Here is a 17,114-nt window from a genome sequence, read left to right as displayed (position 1 = left end):
GGCGGTTCGTGTCTTATGCGCCCTTTTATGCGCCCTGCGGAGCGGCGCCGCCCCAACCGCCGCGGGCTGGCGCTTCGTCCTCATCCGTCACCGGCAGCGCCGAGGTCGGCGGCAGCGGCGCTTGCGGGGAATCATCCGGGCGGTCGAGCTTTTCGCCGCGCAGGATAATCGCGATCTCTTCGCCGGACAGCGTTTCATACTCGAGCAACGCTTCCGAGAGGCGGCGATGGTCTTCGGCGCGTTCGGTCAGAATCTGCTTGGCCTTCTCGTAGCCTTCGTTGACGAAGCGACGCACTTCATCCTCGATCAGCTTCGCCGTCGTGCCCGAAATGTTGTTGGTGCGCGCGACGGAATGGCCGAGGAAGATTTCTTCCTGATTGTCGCCGTAGGCAACGAGGCCGAGCTGATCCGAATAGCCCCAGCGCGTGACCATGTTGCGCGCCAGCGACGTGGCGGCCTGGATGTCCGACGAGGCGCCTGACGTCACTTTGTCTTTGCCGAAGTGCAATTCTTCAGCGACGCGACCGCCCATCATCACGGCGAGGCGTGACGTCATCTGCGTGTAATTCATGGAATAGCGATCACCTTCCGGCAGCTGCATCACCATGCCGAGCGCGCGACCGCGCGGCACGATGGTGGCTTTGTGCACCGGATCGCTCTCTGGCACGTTGAGCGCCACGATCGCGTGGCCGGCTTCGTGCCAGGCCGTGAGCTGCTTTTCCTTTTCGCTCATCGCCATCGAGCGCCGCTCAGCGCCCATCATGACTTTGTCTTTCGCGTCTTCGAATTCGCGATTGGTGACGACACGCTTGCCGCGGCGGGCCGCAAGCAGCGCCGCTTCGTTGACGAGGTTGGCGAGATCGGCGCCGGAGAAGCCCGGCGTGCCGCGCGCGATCGTCTTCAGATCGACGCCCTGCGCCACCGGCACGTTACGCGTGTGCACGCGCAGGATCTTTTCGCGACCCGAGACATCGGGGTTCGGCACCACGACCTGACGGTCAAAGCGGCCCGGACGCAGCAGCGCCGGATCGAGTACGTCTGGACGGTTGGTCGCCGCGATCAGGATGATGCCTTCATTGGCTTCAAAGCCGTCCATCTCGACGAGCAATTGGTTGAGCGTCTGTTCGCGCTCATCGTTGCCGCCGCCGAGACCGGCGCCGCGATGACGACCGACCGCGTCGATTTCGTCGATGAAGATGATGCACGGCGCGTTCTTCTTGGCTTGCTCGAACATGTCGCGCACGCGGCTGGCGCCGACGCCGACGAACATTTCGACAAAGTCAGAACCCGAGATCGTGAAGAACGGCACGTTGGCTTCCCCCGCGATCGCGCGTGCGAGCAGCGTCTTACCGGTGCCGGGCGGACCAACGAGCAGCGCGCCTTTTGGAATCTTGCCGCCGAGGCGTTGGAACTTGCCTGGGTCTTTCAGGAACTCGACGATCTCGCCAAGCTCTTCCTTGGCTTCATCGATGCCGGCGACGTCTTCAAACGTGATGCGGCCTTTGGCTTCCGTCAGCAGCTTGGCTTTCGACCGGCCAAAGCCCATCGCGCCGCGACCGCCGCCTTGCATCTGGCGCATGAAGAAGAACCAGGCGCCGATGAGCAGCAGCATCGGCAGCACGCCGAGCAGAATATCGCCCAAGCCTGGGCCACGCTGAGGACGTTCCGTCTTCACTTCAACATTCGCTGCGTCGAGGCGATCGACAACCGGCGCCATCGTGCCATTCGGCAGATAGGTGATGTAGGTCTTGTCGCCCGACGCGTTCGCCAGCAGCGCGTCGCCCTGGGTCGTGACCGAACGGATCTCGCCCGCCTCAACCTTGTTCAAGAGCTGCGAATAGGAGAGTTCCTCCGCGTTGCGGCTGGCGTTGGGCCCCTGCATCACGGTGAACAAAACAACGAGAACGAGAGCGACGACGCCCCAGATCAGCAATGAACGGATCGGCATTGAGCAACCTTCTGGCCGCCGCCGAGCGTTCGTGCCCGGCGCGGAAACTCTTCCTTCAGCAAGATAGGGACCGCGCCCGCCGCTGAACACCCCCAACTAGCACGATCCCGGTCAAGGGCCGGTGAACGCGAACGTGGAAATTTGCCCTAATTTCACAAGGGTTTCGGCGGATTAACCGTAGCGCCCAGCGCATGCGACACACGATCCCGCGCAAGGGAACGCCAGTCGAGCAGACCGTTGGCGGCTTGCAGCGTCAAACGGCGCCCGCCCTTTTCGACGGCGACGAAGGCGGCGTTACGTTCTGGAACGGCGCGCCAACCGGGTTCGCGCGCGGTAATCGCAATGCGGCCGTCCCAAACCTTAGTCACGTTTACCGGTAGCTCGACGGAATGTAGCGGCGCTGCGCCGTCAGCGCGGCCAAGCACGGCGCCTGGGTCGCGGCTCAGAACGAGTCGCGCGCCAGCATTGCGGAAGCCGACACCACCATGTGTGCCGCCTTCGTAGTCCGGCGCGACCACGCGCGGCTCAAGCTCCGCCATCGTCGCCAGCGACGCCTCGCGCGCGCCACCGCTTGCCGCCGCCGTGAGAACGGCCAGCGCGCGTTGACGCACAAGATCTGGCGCACGCCACGCATCACGCGTGATCGAGATGTTGGGCTCGAAGGTGGCCGCGCGCTCGATCAGCGCGAGCGCCGCGCGATCGAGCGCGTCAGCCTGGGTACGCAAGCGCGCCGCGAGTGCGACGAGCCGCATTGGATCAAAACCCGCGGCCTCCAAGTTTGCGAGCCGCGCGCGGATACGCACGCGTTCAAATCTCGGATTGGCGTTGGCGGGATCTTCGATCCATTCGGCGCCCTGCTCGCGCAGATAAGCACGCAGCTGCTCGCGTCGGGCGCCTAGCAACGGCCGCGCGACATAGAGACCGCGTCCTTCCGGCCAGATCGGCGCGGCGGCAAAGGGCGCGATGCCGGCAAGGCCGCGCCAGCTTGAACCGACGCCGGCGCGCATGAACACCGTCTCTGCTTGATCGTCTGAACTGTGAGCGGTGGCGATTACGTGGGCGCCGATCTGGCGGGCATGTTCACAGAGCGCCGCGTACCGTGCTTTGCGCGTCGCTTGCTGGGCGCGGTTTGCGCCTTCTGGCCAAGCGAGCGTGAGAAGTGCGCCCTGCACGCGCACAGCCTCAGCGAAACCGAGGGCGCGGCGTGCGTCGGCGTCGGAGCCTTCGCGCAAGGCATGATCCACCACACCTGCGCGCACCGCATCAGCACCAAATTCCGCAACAAGCATACCCAACAGCGCAACGGAATCGCCGCCGCCAGAGAGCGCGACAAGCACCGGGCCGCCGGTGGCGCGCATGCGCTCGATCGTTAGGCGATCGAGCATGATGGCTTCAGTGAATTAAGCGCCGCACTGCGCGGCGCGGGCTTCGCGGGTGGCGAGGTCGCGGATGTTGCGCGGCGCGTTGGGATAGCGCGTGGCGAGCGAGGTGAACGCGCCACAGCCTTCGGCGCGGCGATCACCGCCGATGAGCGCCATGCCGAGACGCACTTGCGCTTCGGCCGCCCGCGGACCGTTCGGCGCTGCGCGCATGTATGCAAGGAAGTTTGTGGCCGCATCGTTGTAATTGTTGCGCGCCAGCTGCGTGTAGGCGAGCCAGAAACGTGCATCGACGGCGGTGTTCGCACGCGGATGGGCTTGCAGGAAATCTGCAAACGCCGTCTCCGCTTCGGCGAGTTGGCCCGCGACAAGCAACTCGCGCGCGCGACTGTATTGCGCGGCCGGATCGGCTGGCGCTGCGGCAGCTGCGGGCGGTGGGTTACTGCCCGAAGGCGCAGTCGCGGCCGGTATAGCGCCGAGCGTCCCGACAGCGGCGCGCTGCGCCTCGTTCAGGCCGGAATTGGAAGCTTGGCCGCCGCCGCCATTCGGCGCGGGGGTCGCAGCACCCGGCGCGGGCGCGGCCCCCTCTGCGGGCGGCGTCGAGAGAGATTGGTTCACGCCAGCGAGTTCGCCCACCATGCCGCGCAGGCGCGTGATCTCGCGATCGCGTTGGATGATTTCGTATTGCAGGCGCTCGTTTTCAGCCGTGGCTTCGCGGAGCTGGCCTTCCAGCTCCTCGATGCGATCCTGGCGCGCATCCGCCTGGCCGAAAGCCGGCGGCGGCAACGTGGTTTGCGCCATTGCGGGCGCTGCAAAAGAAAGCCCGGCCGCGGCGATGAAAGCCGCGAGCCGGGTGTGTTTCAAAATGGAGGCCGAACGATGCGTCATGGGCGAAGTTCCTAGCCGACTCGCTCGGGCCAAATTTTGACGTTTACGAGACAGCGCCAGAAACGATCTGCGTGTGACCGTTGCGGTTCACGCTCCAGGCTTCCTCGTTGGTGCGCGGGTCGAGCGGACGCTCCTTGCCGTACGAGACGGTTTCGGTGCGGTTCGCGGCGACGCCGAGCGAGACGAGATAGTCGCGCACAGCGGCGGCGCGGCGGGCGCCGAGCGCCAAATTGTATTCACGCGTGCCGCGTTCGTCGGCATTGCCGGCGACGAGGATGCGAACGTTCGGATATTGGCGGAGCCAAGCAGCCTGGCGCTCGAGCACCGAGCGGGCTTCAGCCGAGAGATCGAAGCGGTCATAGCCGAAGAACACGCGATCACCGACCGACACGCGGAAGTCTTCAACCGAACCCGGGACCGGGCCTTGCGGCGTTTCAACCTGCGGCGTCGGGGTCGGCGTCGGGGTCGGGGTCGGCTCCGGGCGGCTGGCGCATGCAGCGAGCGACGCGACAGCGGCGGTGGCGATCAAAAACTTACGCATATGGTTAGTCCCCTTTCAGCGTGGCGTTCAGCGAACGCTCGCGCCCCGGCTCGGAGCGATAATGTTGCACAAGACGAATTGTTCCTAGCGCAGAAACGTGACGTGATCACGGCAAAAGTGGCGACCAAGCCGGGTCAGATGCGTCCGTTTGCGTTGGAATCTCACGCAAATTGCGCCCGGTAAGGTCAACGGACCACAAGCGTGGGCCCGTGCCGCGTCCTTCGCGGAAGAACATGATCACACGCCCATTAGGCGACCACGTCGGCGCTTCGTCGAGATAGCTTTCGGTTAAGATGCGTTCACCAGAACCATCGGGGCGCATAACGCCGATTGCAAAACGCCCACCACCTTGACGCGTAAACGCTATGAGATCGCCGCGTGGCGACCACACCGGCGTTGAGTAACGGCCTTCACCGAAGCTGATGCGGCGCTGGCCCGAACCATCGGCATTCATCACGTAAAGCTGTGGTGAGCCACCGCGATCCGAATTGAACACGATCTGCGATCCATCCGGCGAATAGCTCGGTGATGTATCGATCGCGGCGTGGTTGGTGAGGCGGGTGCGTGCGCGCGAGCGCATGTCCATCGAGAAAATCTCGGAATTGCCGTTCATATCGAGCGTGAACACGATACGCGAGCCATCCGGCGCAAAGCGCGGCGAGAACGTCATGCCCGGAAAATCACCGAGCACCTCACGGCGATTGGTTTCGAGATTGTAGAGGAACACGCGCGGCGCGCCCGTCTCGAAACTCATGTACGTGATCATTTGCGTCGAGGGCGAGAAGCGCGGCGTCAGCACCATTGCATCCGAGCCCGTCAGGAAGAACGGATTGGCGCCGTCCTGATCCATGATCATCAGCCGCTTCACACGGCGCGTGCGCGGGCCGCTTTCGGACACGAACACGATGCGCGTGTCGAAATAGCCGCGCTCACCGGTGAGCTGCTCGTAGATTTGATCCGAGATGCGGTGCGCAATGCGGCGCCAATTGTCCGGTGTGGTTGCGTATTGGAAACCGGTCAGCGACGTTTCGCCAAACGTATCCCACAGGCGAAACTCGATGCGGATGCGGCCGTCCGGCAGCGGCGTGACTTGGCCGACGACCAGAGCTTGTGCGTCGATGATGCGCCAATCGGCAAAGCGCGGCGGCACTTCCATGGCGCTGATACGCTCGATAAAGGCGCTCGACGGGATTGGACGGAAAAGCGCGGAGCGTTCGAGATTGGCGCGGATCACGCCCGCAACATCGCGGCCGACCTGCTGGGCCGCCGGCGTGCCGCCCATGAAATCGTTCACCGCAATAGGCATCGGATTGAGGTGGCCTTCGTTGATGTCCACGCGGAGCTGCCCGCTTGCGGGGGCCGCGAAGGCAAAGAGAAGCGCTACGGCGAACGCGGCGAAAAAGGCTCGGATCAAGCGCATTTTGGTCTCTCTCACAAACTCGGACGGAAGGTATAAACCTGCCGGCGCCAGACGTCATAACGCTCACCAACAACTGGATCGTCAGCGAACGGGAAAGGATCACAGGTACGGACGGCTCGCAGCGCCGCTTCAACAGCCGTGCGCATGGCGGGGTCGAACGTCGAATTGCGCGGGTTGGTAACGCGCGGCTGGCCGTTCAGTGTTCCGTTGCGGTTGAGATCGAATTCAACCGTCACCACCAAGCGATCGGGATCGGGCAAATCGGCCGGCATGCGCCAGCAGCGGCGCAGATGCGCGCGCGCCAGAGCGCGGGCGCGATCCTCAAGCGCCACATATTCCGCCGTGCCTGGCCCCGCGCCTTGGCGCGTGTTTTCCGCGATTTCGCCGTTGTTTGGACGCGGGCGCGCACGATCCTTGCTGCGGTCGATCAGGCCTGGATCGTTGAGCAATTCTTCGAAGGCGTCCCGATTCCGATCGCGTGGGCGCGGCGCGGGTTCAGGCGCCGAAGCGGGCGTTGTCTCCGCCTCTTCAGGGATCGTCTCGTCTTGTGCTGCGGTTTCTTCTTCCTGCGCGTCCGCTTCTTGCAGCGCGCGCACGTTGGACTCCACCGCGACGTCCACGATCTCAACCGGGACCACAGCGCCCGCCATCGGCAGCAGCGCGGGGCGCGCCTCCCAAGCCAGCATCGTCATCCAGACGGCGCCGATATGGCCGATGATCGAGACGAAGACGCCGGGGCGCATGTGCCTAGTCGCCCCCGCCAGACGCGCGTCGTTGGCCGCCCTCTTGGGTGTCCGTCACCAATTGCAGCTTGGTGAAGCCGCCAGAGCTCACGCTCGCCAGCACTTGCGCCATCGTATCCCACGACGTGCGTGCATCGCCGCGAATGTAGATCGCGCGATCATAGCCGTTGTCGGAAATGGCGCGCAGGTTCGGCACCAATTCTTCGATCGTGACTTGGGTTTCCTGAAGGAAGATGACGCCGTCATCGCGAATGGTGATCGAGAGCGGCTCGGTCTCGGCTGGCGATTGCTTGGCCTCCGTGCGCGGCAGTTCGATGGGAATGCTCACAGTCAGCAGCGGCGCCGTCACCATGAACACGATGAGCAGCACGAGCATCACGTCTACGAACGGCGTGACGTTGATTTCGCTGAGCCGGCCGCGGCGACGTCGTGCGCGACGCCCGCCTCCCGACGAGGGCGCTAAACCCATGCCCATTAGCGTTCGCCCAGACGGCGCGATAGACGCGCGGCGACTTCATCGCTGAACGTCTCAAGACGATCCGCGAAGCGATCGAGATCGCCCGAGAACTTGTTGTAGAAAATAACCGCAGGGATAGCGGCGACAAGACCGAGGCCGGTCGCGAACAAAGCTTCGGCAATGCCGGGCGCCACGACGGCGAGATTGGTTTGTTGTTGCTCGGCGATGTCGGTGAAGGCGTTCATGATGCCCCAAACCGTGCCGAAGAGGCCGATGAACGGCGATGCGGCGCCCACCGTGGCGAGCACGCCCAAATTGCGCGAAGCGCGGCCGAGTTCGCGCGAGACTTGCGCTTGCATCAGGCGATCAGCGCGCGCGAGCAGAAGATTGGCGGCGTCACCCGTCGGCATTCCGGTGCGACGCGCTTCGCGGAATTCGCGAGAGGCCGCCGCAAACACCCGCGCCAGCGCATCGCGCGGCTTGTCGCCGCCGCGATCGTCGATCTCATCGACGGTGCGACCCGAAAAGAAATCGCGTTCGAATTTGCGTGCGGCCTGCTCCAGGTCGCCAAATTGCATCCATTTGTCGACGGCCACTGCCCACGACCAGATCGAGGCGATAGCCAAGATCAGCATCACCGCCTTCACGACCGGGTCGGCCTGAAGGAACAACGAAAAGACGGTGATCTGTTCTGCGCCGGATTCCATGCTCGCTCCCGCTTCCGCGACTAAGGATTCAGCCGCGCCCCCGCTGGCTTAACCTGTGCGTTAAGGCCAGGGGAGTTTGTCAAAAGCTGGACGCTCACGGCTCTAGAAATGGTTTAAGCCGGTCCAAAAGCACCGGTGGCGGCCTCTTGGGCTTACCTGTGAGGCTTATGCAACAGACTTGGACCTCGGCGCGAACCAGGATTTCCCCCGCCCGCTCAATCTCCTGACTGATGAAAATGCGCGGGCCTTTGATTGTTTCGAACATGGAGCGGACGATCAGCGCGTCATCGATCCAGGCCGGCTTCAGAAATTCGAGGTTAACTTTGTTAACCGCAAAGCCCAGCGGCTCGGCCTCCGCCAGCAACAGCGAATGGCGCACACCGGCGAGGCGCAGAAAATCGCTGCGCCCGCGCTCGCAATAGCGGACGTAATTGGCGTGATAGACGAGGCCGGTGAAATCCGTGTCCTCGTAATAGATCCGCACCGGCAAAATATGGACCCGGCCCTCGAACCGGCCGGCGCTGGGGGCGTCTTGGCTCATGCGGTAGCGCTACACGATTGAGAGCAAGAGAGCCAAGGCTTGCGCCTCAATCCCGCGCGGCGACGCGTTCGGCTTGGCGAAGCGCTCGCAAGAGATTGCCGCCGGCGAGGCCCGCCAGCTCCGCATCGCTCCAGCCCCGGCGCGCGAGCTCGACAAACAGCGCGGGATAATCTTCCACGCCGTCCAGACCTTCGGGCAGGAACGGCACGCCGTCATAATCCGAACCAATGCCGACATGCGCGCGGCCGGCGACGCGGCCAATGTGCTCAATGTGATCGGCGACAGCTGAGAGCGGCGTTGTCGGACGCGGATTTGCCGCCGCCCACGCGACCAGCCCTTGGCTCACCGCAGCAGCGCTGCCAGGATTGAGCGCCTTCAGCCGCGCTTCTTCAGCGGCGCGGTTCGCACTCCAGCTGCGCACGTTGTTGTCGACGAAGCCCGGATAGAAATTGACCATCACCACGCCGCCATTGGCGCGCACCAGCTCCAGCACGTCATCCGGCACGTTGCGCGGATGTGGCGTGATCGCAAACGCCGAGGAGTGCGAGAAAATCACCGGCGCCGTGCTGACACGCAGCGCATCGCGCATCGCATCGGCCGACACGTGGCTCAGATCCACCAGCATGCCGACGCGGTTCATCTCGCGCACGACATCCTCACCGAACGGCGTCAGCCCGCCGTGCTGCGGCTCGGCCGTGGCGCTATCGACCCAATCGGTGTTCTGGCCGTGCGTCAGAGTCATATAGAGCACGCCCGCTTGGCGGAATTCGCGCACCATCGCCAAATTGTTGTTGATCGCCTCGCCGCCCTCCATGCCGAACATCGAAGCGATGCGGCCGGCGCGGTGGATACGCACGATGTCGTCGGCGCTATCGGCGAATTCGAACGCGCGCGGGTAACGCGCGATGATGCGGCGGGTGAGATCAATCTGCTCGAACACAGCTTCGGTCGCCGCAGTGCCTTTGAGGGCCGCCGGCACATAGACCGACCAGAATTGCCCGCCCACGCGGCCTTCGCGCAGGCGCGCGATATCGGTATGCAGCGGCGGCGTGAGCTGGCGCGTATCGCTATTGAGATCGACGGCATCGAGATTGTTGTTGTGGCTATCGCGGATTTCCCACGGCAGATCGTTGTGTCCATCGATCAGCGGCGTGCGGCGCAATATCCGGTCAATGCGCGCACGCTCCTGCGCATTCGGCGGCGTCTGCGCCAGCGCGAGACTTGGCGCAGCGATCAAAGCGGCGGCGAACAAAACACTCGGAAGCTTGCGCATGAAATTTCCCACCTATCCCGATATCGGGATAGGTGGTGCTTCATTTGCCGGGCGTTTTCAATGCTTATGGCGCGTTCCAGACGTGAGAGCCGGTATTGTTGGCCTCATGGCTCTCGTTATTCGTAGCGCCGGCGTCGGCCACGAAATCGAACTGATAGGCGCCGGCCGGCCAGACGATGTTGTCCCAGAAACTCAGCGTGTGATTGTAGACGCGCCCCGGCTGGATCGCGGGCACTTGGACCACGAGGCGGTTGGGATAGGCGGGATTGGCGTAGCCCGCGAGCAAGCGCTCGGGCACGTCCACGCAGCCGCCCTCCTGCCCCGGCACATGGCAATTCACAGTGATGATTGAGGGCGCGGACGCCGTCGTGCCGATGTTCCGCACCGCGACCACGCCATGCTCAATGCGTGACGGGATCGGATGCAAATCGATCGTACGCGCGACCAAGCGATCGTTCGCGACAGGCCCGACTTGCGCCGGCTGCGCGCGCGTCACTTGCTGCGCGTACGCCGCATCATTGTAGCCAAAGCCAAAAGTAAGAAACGTCGCCGCGGCAACGCCGGCGAACAATGTATGCATCATGGAGCTTCCTCCCACGGAAACACCCCACCCACCGCGCAATGAGGCTAGCTGCATGCAACTGAACGCACGGTGACGCGCGTCACGCTGCACGCGTTCAGAACACCGATTTCACTTAGAACCCCGCCCAAGACGGCGATGCGATCACCGCCACCGCGAAATACGAAACGGTGACGAAGATCAGCAGGATGAGGTGGCGCGTTTTCATGACGAGGAGAACGTAAGCGCTCTCCTCGCCGGCCCCAGTGACCCCCGTTACACCAATCTTAGAGCCCGTAAGCCGCCTTCAGCTCCGGCTCTTTCTCAGCGATTTGCTTGGCGAGATCGACGATCACTTTCGCCTGCTTCCAGGTCGCGTCGTCGAGCATTTTTCCGTCGACCAGCGCCACGCCCGTCCCATCAGGCATCGCGTCGATCATGCGCTTGGCGAGTTTCACTTCATCCGGGTCCGGCGAGAAAACGCGCTTGGCGATGGCGATCTGCGACGGGTGCAAGCTCCAAGCGCCAACACAGCCCATCAGATACGCATTGCGGAATTGCTGCTCGCACGCGGCTTCATCCGCGAAATCGCCGAACGGGCCGTACATCGGTTTCAGCCCATGCATCACGCACGCATCGACCATGCGTGCGAATGTGTAGTGCCACAAATCCTGCTGCGCAGACGCGCGTTGCGCTTCGCCTTCGACCGGATCGCTAATCACTTTGTAGCCCGGATGGCCGCCGCCGACGCGCGTCGTCTTCATCTTGCGCGACGCCGCCAAATCCGCCGGCCCCAAACAAATGCCGTGCATGCGGGGCGACGCGCCCGCAATCGCTTCGACATTCGCCACGCCCTGCGCCGTCTCCAAAATCGCGTGCAACATGATCGGGCGCTTCACGTCGTGCTTGGCTTCAAGCAGCGCGAGCAGCTGATCCATGTAATGAATGTCCCACGGGCCCTCGACCTTCGGGACCATGATGACGTCGAGCTGATTGCCGACGTTCGCAACGAGTTCGGTCACATCATCCAAATGCCACGGCGAATTGAGCGCATTGATGCGGCTCCAATAGCCGACGCCCGCTTTGGCGAAATCAAAGCTCTTGCCCATCTCGATCGCCCCGGCGCGCGCGGCGTCCTTCGCATCAGCCGGGATCGCGTCTTCCAGATTGGCCAGGATCACATCGACCTGCTTGGCCATGTCCGGCACACGCGCGCGCAGCTTCTCATTATGGGCCGGCACGAAATGGATCATCCGCTCGACCCGGACAGGCAGCTCGCGCATGGGCTCCGGCGCGCCGCTCGCCAGCGGCGCGAAAAACTGACGGGGTGGCTTCATGGGGCGTCTCGATCCTGTTCTGTTCGCGCCTGCAACATGATCCGGACCGGGCAAGAGTGCAATCCAGCCCGCCAAGCTGGCGCTTTACCTTGAAGCTCAACCGGCCGCCGCTATTGTCCGCCCCTTCCGGCGGGGCCTGAGCCGCCCTGCGCCCGAGGACGAGCCTTGCGCACCTATCTGGATTTCGAAAAGCCGGTCGCCGAGATCGAAGCGAAGATCGAAGAACTCGCCGCCCTGGCGGAAGCCTCGGGCGCGGACGCGATCAGCCAAGGCGTCGAACTTTCGCGCCTGAAGACCAAAGCCGAGAGCCAACTCGCCGCGATCTATGCGAAGCTCGACCCCTGGCAAAAAACGCAAGTGGCGCGTCACCAGGATCGTCCGCGCTTCCGCGATTACGTCGCCGCCCTCGTCACCGATTTCATCGAACTCTCCGGCGACCGCACCTATGGTGAAGACGCCGCCATCCTCGGCGGCACCGGCAAATTCATGGGCCGGCCTGTACTGGTGCTCGGCCACGAGAAAGGGCGCACCACGCAGGATCGCCTGAAGCACAATTTCGGCATGGCGCGCCCCGAGGGCTATCGTAAAGCCGTGCGCTTGATGGACCTCGCCGACAAATTCGGACTTCCAGTTGTTAGCTTCGTCGACACCGCTGGCGCTTATCCGGGCATCGGCGCTGAAGAGCGCGGCCAAGCTGAAGCCATCGCGCGCAGCACCGAACGCTGCCTCACGCTCGGCGTGCCGATGGTGGCCGTGATCGCCGGCGAAGGCGGTTCGGGCGGCGCCATCGCCATCGCCGCCGCCAACAAAGTGCTGATGCTCGAACACTCGATCTATTCGGTGATCAGTCCCGAGGGTGCGGCTTCGATCCTCTGGAAAGACAGCGCCCGCGCCAAAGACGCCGCGACCGCGATGAAGATCACGGCGCAAGATCTGCTCGAACTCAAAGTCATCGATCAAATCGTCAAAGAACCGCTCGGCGGCGCACATCGCGAAGCGGGTGCGGCCATCGCCACCGTCGGCGCGGCGATCGCCGAAGCGCTCGATGATCTCGGCAAACTCGACGCCGCAGGCCTCCGCGCCCAACGCCGCGACCGCTTCCTCGCGATCGGCCGCTTCGAAGCCGAGGCCGGCGCGGCCTAAGAATTGGCAGCGGCGGGGCAGCTCGCACGCGCGCTCAGCCTTTGGGCTCCAACCATTCGTGCTCCAGCAACCGCAATCGGTTGGTGACGTTCATCAGGAACGCCGTGGACCAGGCGATCAGCACCAAGCCATTCACCGCCTCGATCGCGCCCAACACGCGCCAATTGACGCCAAGCGTCAAATCGCCAAAGCCCAACGTCGAAAAGCTCACCGTCGAAAAATAGAGCGCCTGCTCGAATGTTCTAAACTCTCCAAGCCCGCGATACAGCACCGCATAAGTCCAAACCTGCACGGTGTGCAGTGCGAAAATGCCGAACACGACCAAGAGGATCATGCTGGCCTGCCGCCACGCGCCCTCGTGCGTACGCAAGCGCACATGGGCGCCACTCATCAAACGCGTCAGCCCCAGCAACCCGAAAAAGTGCGTCAGCGTTGTGACCGTCACCATAAGAGTGGCCGCGCCCAGATTGAGCACGAGTTGGGAAAGGGGAACTTCCATACCGCCCGAGCCTTGGACCGTCCGCCGTGCCCCGCATTGATTGACCTCAACAGCGGCGTTCATCGCCCGCTCATCCGGGATCTGCTGCAATCGCCCGCTAGATCGCTATATTGCTCCCGTATTCGGAGACGATTTCATGACGGATGATCTTTCGCGCCGCGCCCTTGCTCTCGGTCTTGGCGCAAGCCTGCTTGCGCCCGCCGCCGCGTTTGCGCAGGACGACCACACTTATTCCGAGCCGGAAATCGTGGACGCCGCCGAGCGTTTTTTCGGCGCTGGAGCTGAAGGTGTCGCCGCGGTTGTCTCCCATGTGTTCGCCGAGAACGGGCGCCCCAACGGCTACATTCAAGGCGAAGAAGGCTCCGGCGCGATCGGCATCGGTCTCCGTTATGGCGATGGGCGCCTGCGCTTGAAGGGCCGTAGCGGCGTCACGCGCGTCTATTGGCAAGGCCCATCGATTGGCTTCGACACTGGCGGCAACGCGGCCAAAGTGTTCACCCTCGTCTATGGCATGCGCGATCCCGATCAGATCTTTCAGCGCTTCCCGGGCGTTGATGGCTCCGCCTATTTCGTTGGCGGCGTTGGCGTGAACTATCAGCGCCGCGATGGCGTCACGTTGGCGCCAATGCGCGCCGGCGTCGGCTTCCGCCTTGGCGCCAACATTGGCTACCTCGCCTATTCGCGTCGCCGCCGCTTGAATCCATTCTAAGCGCGCACGCGCAGCATCACGGCTTTGTGGGTAGCCAGATGAGCGCGCGCTGATAGCCTTCCTGTTGGGAGGGTGAAGCATGCGTCAGTGGCTCTGCACTGGACTGGCCTTGCTTGTGGGCGCCTGCGCAACGCCGGCGCCCATTGCGCGCAACGCGACCGAGCCGCCGACTTGGGGCGCGCTTGCGCCGTTCAGCGGTGAAACGGAGTTTCGCGCCTACGTGCGCGACCTTGAGGCCGCGGATCGCGCGCGCAACCGCGCCACAAACGGCGGCAAGCTCATAGCCGATCCAGATTGTCCGCCCGACCAGGTTTGTCCCGAAGAGGAATCCGTCGTCGTCACGGCCTCGCGCATCTCGGCGCCGGCGCCCGTTTCGGTGAACACCGCCATCACCAATGTGCAAACCGCAGGCGTCGACGAAGGCGACATCGTCAAGATGATCGGGCCGTACCTGATCGTGCTGCAGGACGGCCGGCTGTTTTCGATCAACACCGGCGCGTCGTCCGCCGATCTCGCGCTCACCGATCGCATCAACATCTATCGCAAGGGCAGTATGGATGCCTGGTACGATGAAATCCTCGTGCACGAGAACCGCATCGTCGCCACGTCCTACAATTACGATCACGACGCGACGGAGTTCAGTATCTTCTCGCTGAGCCCCGAAGGCCGCTTCACCCGCGAAGGCGCCTATTTCGTTTCATCCGGCGATTATTACGACAGCGAGAATTACGCGACGCGTTTGGTCAACGGCAATCTCGTCATCTATTCGCCCGTCGCGCTCGACGACCTCGATCTTGATGCCGACGACATCGAATGGCCGCGCGTGCGCCGCCTCGTCCGCACATTGGACGAAGAGGAACAGCTCTCGATCGGTCGCCCGCTCGTGACGCCGCGCAACATCTATCGCCCGATCCAAGCGACCTTCGATCCCACCTTCCACACCATCGCTGTGTGCCCGCTCGGCAGCACACGCGCCGGCGACGAATTGGAATGTCGCACCACCGCCATCGCTGGCCCCCGCCCGCGCGAGTTCTACGTCTCGAACGACCACCTCTATCTGTGGACTTGGCCGAGGAACGAAGGCTACGGCAATTCCGCCGCGCAGGAGGCCGAGTGCGCTGCGCGGCCGAAGAACAGTTTTCAGAGTGCGACGCCGTCCGCGATCTTTCAAGTCGACTTGGCGACGGGGCGTCCGCGCGCCCTCTTCGTGCGGGGCGGGCCGAACGATCAGCTCGGTATGGAGGCGACGGCGACCGAATTCCGCGCGCTCGCGCTATGGGTCGATCCACGTTGCAACGCATTGGATAACACGACTCCGGTGCGCTATTTCTCCACCCCGCTCGCGGATTTCAGCACGACGCCACAATCCGCGCCGGAGAACGCTTTCACGCGACTGCCCAGCGTCATGGGGAGTGCGATGGAGAACCGCTTCACCGCAGGCCACCTCGTCTATGGCGGCCGCACGCGCTGGTCGTCGTACATGGACGAGGACGAAGTCGAGGAGGTCGTCGCGCGCGTCGTCGTCGTGCCGTCGAGCAATCCTGGCGCCGCCCAAGCGCTCGACGCACCGCACAATGTGATCCGCGTCGAAAGCATCGGCGAAGACGCGATCATCACCGGCTATCACTCGCGCGATGCACTCAGCATGTCGGTGATCGATCTCTCCGGCGCGCCGCGCGTCGCCGATACGACCCGGCTCGCCGGGCGCTTTGAAACCGAAGGCCGCTCGCACGCCTTCAATTACACACTCGCCGCCGACGGCTCCGGCACGCTCGCCATCCCGACCGGCGAAGCGCAATGGCGCAGCGGTCGTTGGGTCTGGGATAGTGAATCTTCGGACGTGAGCTTCATCGCGCTCTCCGCCGATCACCGTCTCGCGCCGCTCGGCGAGCTTTCAACGAAGGATGCGTCCGAGCACCCGAGTTATGAGTGCGAAGTCTCGTGCATCGATTGGTATGGCAATTCGCGGCCAATCTTCATTGGCCCGCGCATCTTCGCGCTTTCGGGTACGGAGATCATCGAGGGCCGCGTCCGCGATGGCCGCATCGATGAGATGGCGCGGGTGAACCTCACTGCGCCGCCGCCACGTCACTGATCGATAGACTCGCCACGCCGCGCGCGTTGCTCAGCCTCGTGCCGCTCGCGAAACTCCTCCGCGAACGCTGACGCGAGAATACCTGTGGGCATGGCGACGATGCCAACGCCGGCGAGCGCCACGAGGCCAGCAGCGATCCGGCCCCAGGTCGATTCCGGATAGACATCGCCGTAGCCCACCGTCGTCAGCGTCACGACGGCCCACCACATCGCGCGCGCGATCGAGCCGAAGGCTTGGGGCTTAGTATCGCCTTCGATCAGGTAAAGCATCATCGCGGCGATGTAGAGCTGTGCGGCCGCCACCGCGAGTGCGGCCATCAAGGGCGCCCAGGCGCGGCGCACGGCAGCGCCGACGATCGCAAACGCCGGCACGTAACGCGCAAGCTTGAACAAGCGGAAAAGCCGCAGCGCCCGCAGCGCCGGGAAGAGTTGATTGGAATGATCCGGAAAGAACACCATCGCGATCAGTTCGGGCAAGAACGCCAGAACGTCGGCTATGGTCACCGGCTGCATCAAGAAGCGGATGCGCCCCGAAACGCCAGCGTGCGCGGAATTCTCACCTTCAGACCAAAAGCGCAACGTAAACTCGATGGCGAAAATCCACACGACAGCGACGTTCACCGCCTGCACCCAGGGCAGCATCGAACGATCGAGGCCAGAATCGGCGCGCAACAGCTCCGTCTCAAGCGCCAGCGACAACAAGCTGAAGATCACCAGCACGATGATCGTACCGGAAAAGAAATTGATGCCGCCCGGTTGGTCTGGCTCAAGCCAATCGTGCGCGTAGGCTTTCGCGGTCGTGTGTTTGCGTTTGATTAGAGGCATGCGCCTTCCCCTCACGCGCACTTTTAAACAAGCACGAGAGGCGGGCCAAGC

General features: G+C 63.7%; 17 protein-coding genes. 3 read left to right on the top strand and 14 right to left on the bottom strand.

The annotated features are described in order from the left end of the window. Positions 1–25: 25 nt before the first annotated feature. The 12 genes from ftsH to EPJ54_RS13410 all read right to left on the bottom strand — a co-directional run bounded on the left by ftsH (position 26) and on the right by EPJ54_RS13410 (position 11,793). On the bottom strand, positions 26–1,948 hold the full coding sequence (gene ftsH / locus EPJ54_RS13465) for an ATP-dependent zinc metalloprotease FtsH (protein WP_135212262.1): 1,923 nt from the start codon (positions 1,946–1,948) through the stop codon (positions 26–28). Between the two features lie 152 nt (positions 1,949–2,100). After that, positions 2,101–3,333: a tRNA lysidine(34) synthetase TilS gene (tilS, locus tag EPJ54_RS13460; RefSeq protein WP_135212261.1), complete on the bottom strand. Its 1,233-nt coding sequence runs from the start codon at positions 3,331–3,333 to the stop codon at positions 2,101–2,103. A gap of 15 nt (positions 3,334–3,348) precedes the next feature. Next, positions 3,349–4,215 (bottom strand): tetratricopeptide repeat protein, encoded by an 867-nt coding sequence (locus EPJ54_RS13455; RefSeq protein ID WP_135212260.1) that lies wholly within the window; start codon positions 4,213–4,215, stop codon positions 3,349–3,351. Between the two features lie 43 nt (positions 4,216–4,258). Further along, a complete protein-coding gene (pal, locus tag EPJ54_RS13450) occupies positions 4,259–4,756 on the bottom strand; it encodes a peptidoglycan-associated lipoprotein Pal (RefSeq protein WP_135212259.1) in 498 nt (165 codons plus the stop codon). Between the two features lie 106 nt (positions 4,757–4,862). Continuing rightward, positions 4,863–6,176, bottom strand: coding sequence for a Tol-Pal system beta propeller repeat protein TolB (tolB, locus tag EPJ54_RS13445; protein WP_135212258.1), 1,314 nt, complete (start codon positions 6,174–6,176; stop codon positions 4,863–4,865). Positions 6,177–6,187: 11 nt separating this feature from the next. Then, complete coding sequence (locus EPJ54_RS13440) at positions 6,188–6,919, bottom strand: cell envelope integrity TolA family protein (protein WP_135212257.1); 732 nt, start codon at positions 6,917–6,919, stop codon at positions 6,188–6,190. Positions 6,920–6,923: 4 nt separating this feature from the next. After that, positions 6,924–7,394 (bottom strand): ExbD/TolR family protein, encoded by a 471-nt coding sequence (locus tag EPJ54_RS13435; protein WP_135212256.1) that lies wholly within the window; start codon positions 7,392–7,394, stop codon positions 6,924–6,926. Then, positions 7,394–8,083, bottom strand: a complete 690-nt coding sequence (tolQ, locus tag EPJ54_RS13430) for a protein TolQ (protein ID WP_135212255.1) — start codon at positions 8,081–8,083, stop codon at positions 7,394–7,396. The genes EPJ54_RS13435 and tolQ overlap by 1 nt, the downstream gene beginning before the upstream one ends. Before the next feature lie 94 nt (positions 8,084–8,177). Continuing rightward, on the bottom strand, positions 8,178–8,624 hold the full coding sequence (locus EPJ54_RS13425; RefSeq protein WP_135212254.1) for a YbgC/FadM family acyl-CoA thioesterase: 447 nt from the start codon (positions 8,622–8,624) through the stop codon (positions 8,178–8,180). A gap of 46 nt (positions 8,625–8,670) precedes the next feature. Further along, complete coding sequence (locus EPJ54_RS13420; RefSeq protein WP_135212253.1) at positions 8,671–9,897, bottom strand: dipeptidase; 1,227 nt, start codon at positions 9,895–9,897, stop codon at positions 8,671–8,673. A gap of 64 nt (positions 9,898–9,961) precedes the next feature. Next, positions 9,962–10,480 carry a CARDB domain-containing protein gene (locus tag EPJ54_RS13415; protein WP_167755723.1) on the bottom strand — a complete coding sequence of 173 codons (519 nt, stop codon included), beginning with the start codon at positions 10,478–10,480 and terminating at the stop codon, positions 9,962–9,964. A 263-nt stretch (positions 10,481–10,743) separates the two neighbouring features. Beyond that, positions 10,744–11,793, bottom strand: coding sequence for an HpcH/HpaI aldolase/citrate lyase family protein (locus tag EPJ54_RS13410; RefSeq protein ID WP_135212251.1), 1,050 nt, complete (start codon positions 11,791–11,793; stop codon positions 10,744–10,746). Between the two features lie 165 nt (positions 11,794–11,958). Here EPJ54_RS13410 and EPJ54_RS13405 point away from each other — a divergent pair, with 165 nt between their 5' ends. Beyond that, positions 11,959–12,936 carry an acetyl-CoA carboxylase carboxyltransferase subunit alpha gene (locus EPJ54_RS13405; protein ID WP_135212250.1) on the top strand — a complete coding sequence of 326 codons (978 nt, stop codon included), beginning with the start codon at positions 11,959–11,961 and terminating at the stop codon, positions 12,934–12,936. Positions 12,937–12,970: 34 nt separating this feature from the next. Here EPJ54_RS13405 and EPJ54_RS13400 read toward each other — a convergent pair whose 3' ends face one another. Further along, complete coding sequence (locus EPJ54_RS13400; RefSeq protein ID WP_135212249.1) at positions 12,971–13,498, bottom strand: potassium channel family protein; 528 nt, start codon at positions 13,496–13,498, stop codon at positions 12,971–12,973. 73 nt (positions 13,499–13,571) lie between these two features. Between EPJ54_RS13400 and EPJ54_RS13395 the strand changes: the two genes are divergently transcribed. Next, the gene (locus tag EPJ54_RS13395; protein ID WP_135212248.1) at positions 13,572–14,144 is read left to right on the top strand and encodes a DUF1134 domain-containing protein; all 573 of its coding nucleotides are present in this window, start codon (positions 13,572–13,574) and stop codon (positions 14,142–14,144) included. A gap of 79 nt (positions 14,145–14,223) precedes the next feature. Further along, positions 14,224–16,239: a beta-propeller domain-containing protein gene (locus EPJ54_RS13390; RefSeq protein WP_135212247.1), complete on the top strand. Its 2,016-nt coding sequence runs from the start codon at positions 14,224–14,226 to the stop codon at positions 16,237–16,239. Here EPJ54_RS13390 and EPJ54_RS13385 read toward each other — a convergent pair. Continuing rightward, complete coding sequence (locus EPJ54_RS13385; RefSeq protein WP_135212246.1) at positions 16,233–17,063, bottom strand: ion transporter; 831 nt, start codon at positions 17,061–17,063, stop codon at positions 16,233–16,235. The genes EPJ54_RS13390 and EPJ54_RS13385 overlap by 7 nt on opposite strands. Positions 17,064–17,114 lie beyond the last annotated feature (51 nt).

Origin of the sequence: Vitreimonas flagellata (assembly GCF_004634425.1) — a bacterium.
GTDB lineage: Bacteria > Pseudomonadota > Alphaproteobacteria > Caulobacterales > Aquidulcibacteraceae > Vitreimonas > Vitreimonas flagellata.
The sequence above is the reverse complement of the archived record's forward strand: the minus strand, read 5'-3'. Positions and strand labels throughout refer to the sequence as shown.

Excerpts from the sequence above, each read along its gene's own strand:
- ftsH (WP_135212262.1), bottom strand. The coding sequence starts at position 1,948 with ATGCCGATCCGTTCATTGCTGATCTGGGGCGTCGTCGCTCTCGTTCTC.
- tilS (WP_135212261.1), bottom strand. The coding sequence starts at position 3,333 with ATGCTCGATCGCCTAACGATCGAGCGCATGCGCGCCACCGGCGGCCCG.
- EPJ54_RS13455 (WP_135212260.1), bottom strand. The coding sequence starts at position 4,215 with ATGACGCATCGTTCGGCCTCCATTTTGAAACACACCCGGCTCGCGGCT.
- pal (WP_135212259.1), bottom strand. The coding sequence starts at position 4,756 with ATGCGTAAGTTTTTGATCGCCACCGCCGCTGTCGCGTCGCTCGCTGCA.
- tolB (WP_135212258.1), bottom strand. The coding sequence starts at position 6,176 with ATGCGCTTGATCCGAGCCTTTTTCGCCGCGTTCGCCGTAGCGCTTCTC.
- EPJ54_RS13440 (WP_135212257.1), bottom strand. The coding sequence starts at position 6,919 with ATGCGCCCCGGCGTCTTCGTCTCGATCATCGGCCATATCGGCGCCGTC.
- EPJ54_RS13435 (WP_135212256.1), bottom strand. The coding sequence starts at position 7,394 with ATGGGCATGGGTTTAGCGCCCTCGTCGGGAGGCGGGCGTCGCGCACGA.
- tolQ (WP_135212255.1), bottom strand. The coding sequence starts at position 8,083 with ATGGAATCCGGCGCAGAACAGATCACCGTCTTTTCGTTGTTCCTTCAG.
- EPJ54_RS13425 (WP_135212254.1), bottom strand. The coding sequence starts at position 8,624 with ATGAGCCAAGACGCCCCCAGCGCCGGCCGGTTCGAGGGCCGGGTCCAT.
- EPJ54_RS13420 (WP_135212253.1), bottom strand. The coding sequence starts at position 9,897 with ATGCGCAAGCTTCCGAGTGTTTTGTTCGCCGCCGCTTTGATCGCTGCG.
- EPJ54_RS13415 (WP_167755723.1), bottom strand. The coding sequence starts at position 10,480 with ATGATGCATACATTGTTCGCCGGCGTTGCCGCGGCGACGTTTCTTACT.
- EPJ54_RS13410 (WP_135212251.1), bottom strand. The coding sequence starts at position 11,793 with ATGAAGCCACCCCGTCAGTTTTTCGCGCCGCTGGCGAGCGGCGCGCCG.
- EPJ54_RS13400 (WP_135212249.1), bottom strand. The coding sequence starts at position 13,498 with ATGAACGCCGCTGTTGAGGTCAATCAATGCGGGGCACGGCGGACGGTC.
- EPJ54_RS13395 (WP_135212248.1), top strand. The coding sequence starts at position 13,572 with ATGACGGATGATCTTTCGCGCCGCGCCCTTGCTCTCGGTCTTGGCGCA.
- EPJ54_RS13390 (WP_135212247.1), top strand. The coding sequence starts at position 14,224 with ATGCGTCAGTGGCTCTGCACTGGACTGGCCTTGCTTGTGGGCGCCTGC.
- EPJ54_RS13385 (WP_135212246.1), bottom strand. The coding sequence starts at position 17,063 with ATGCCTCTAATCAAACGCAAACACACGACCGCGAAAGCCTACGCGCAC.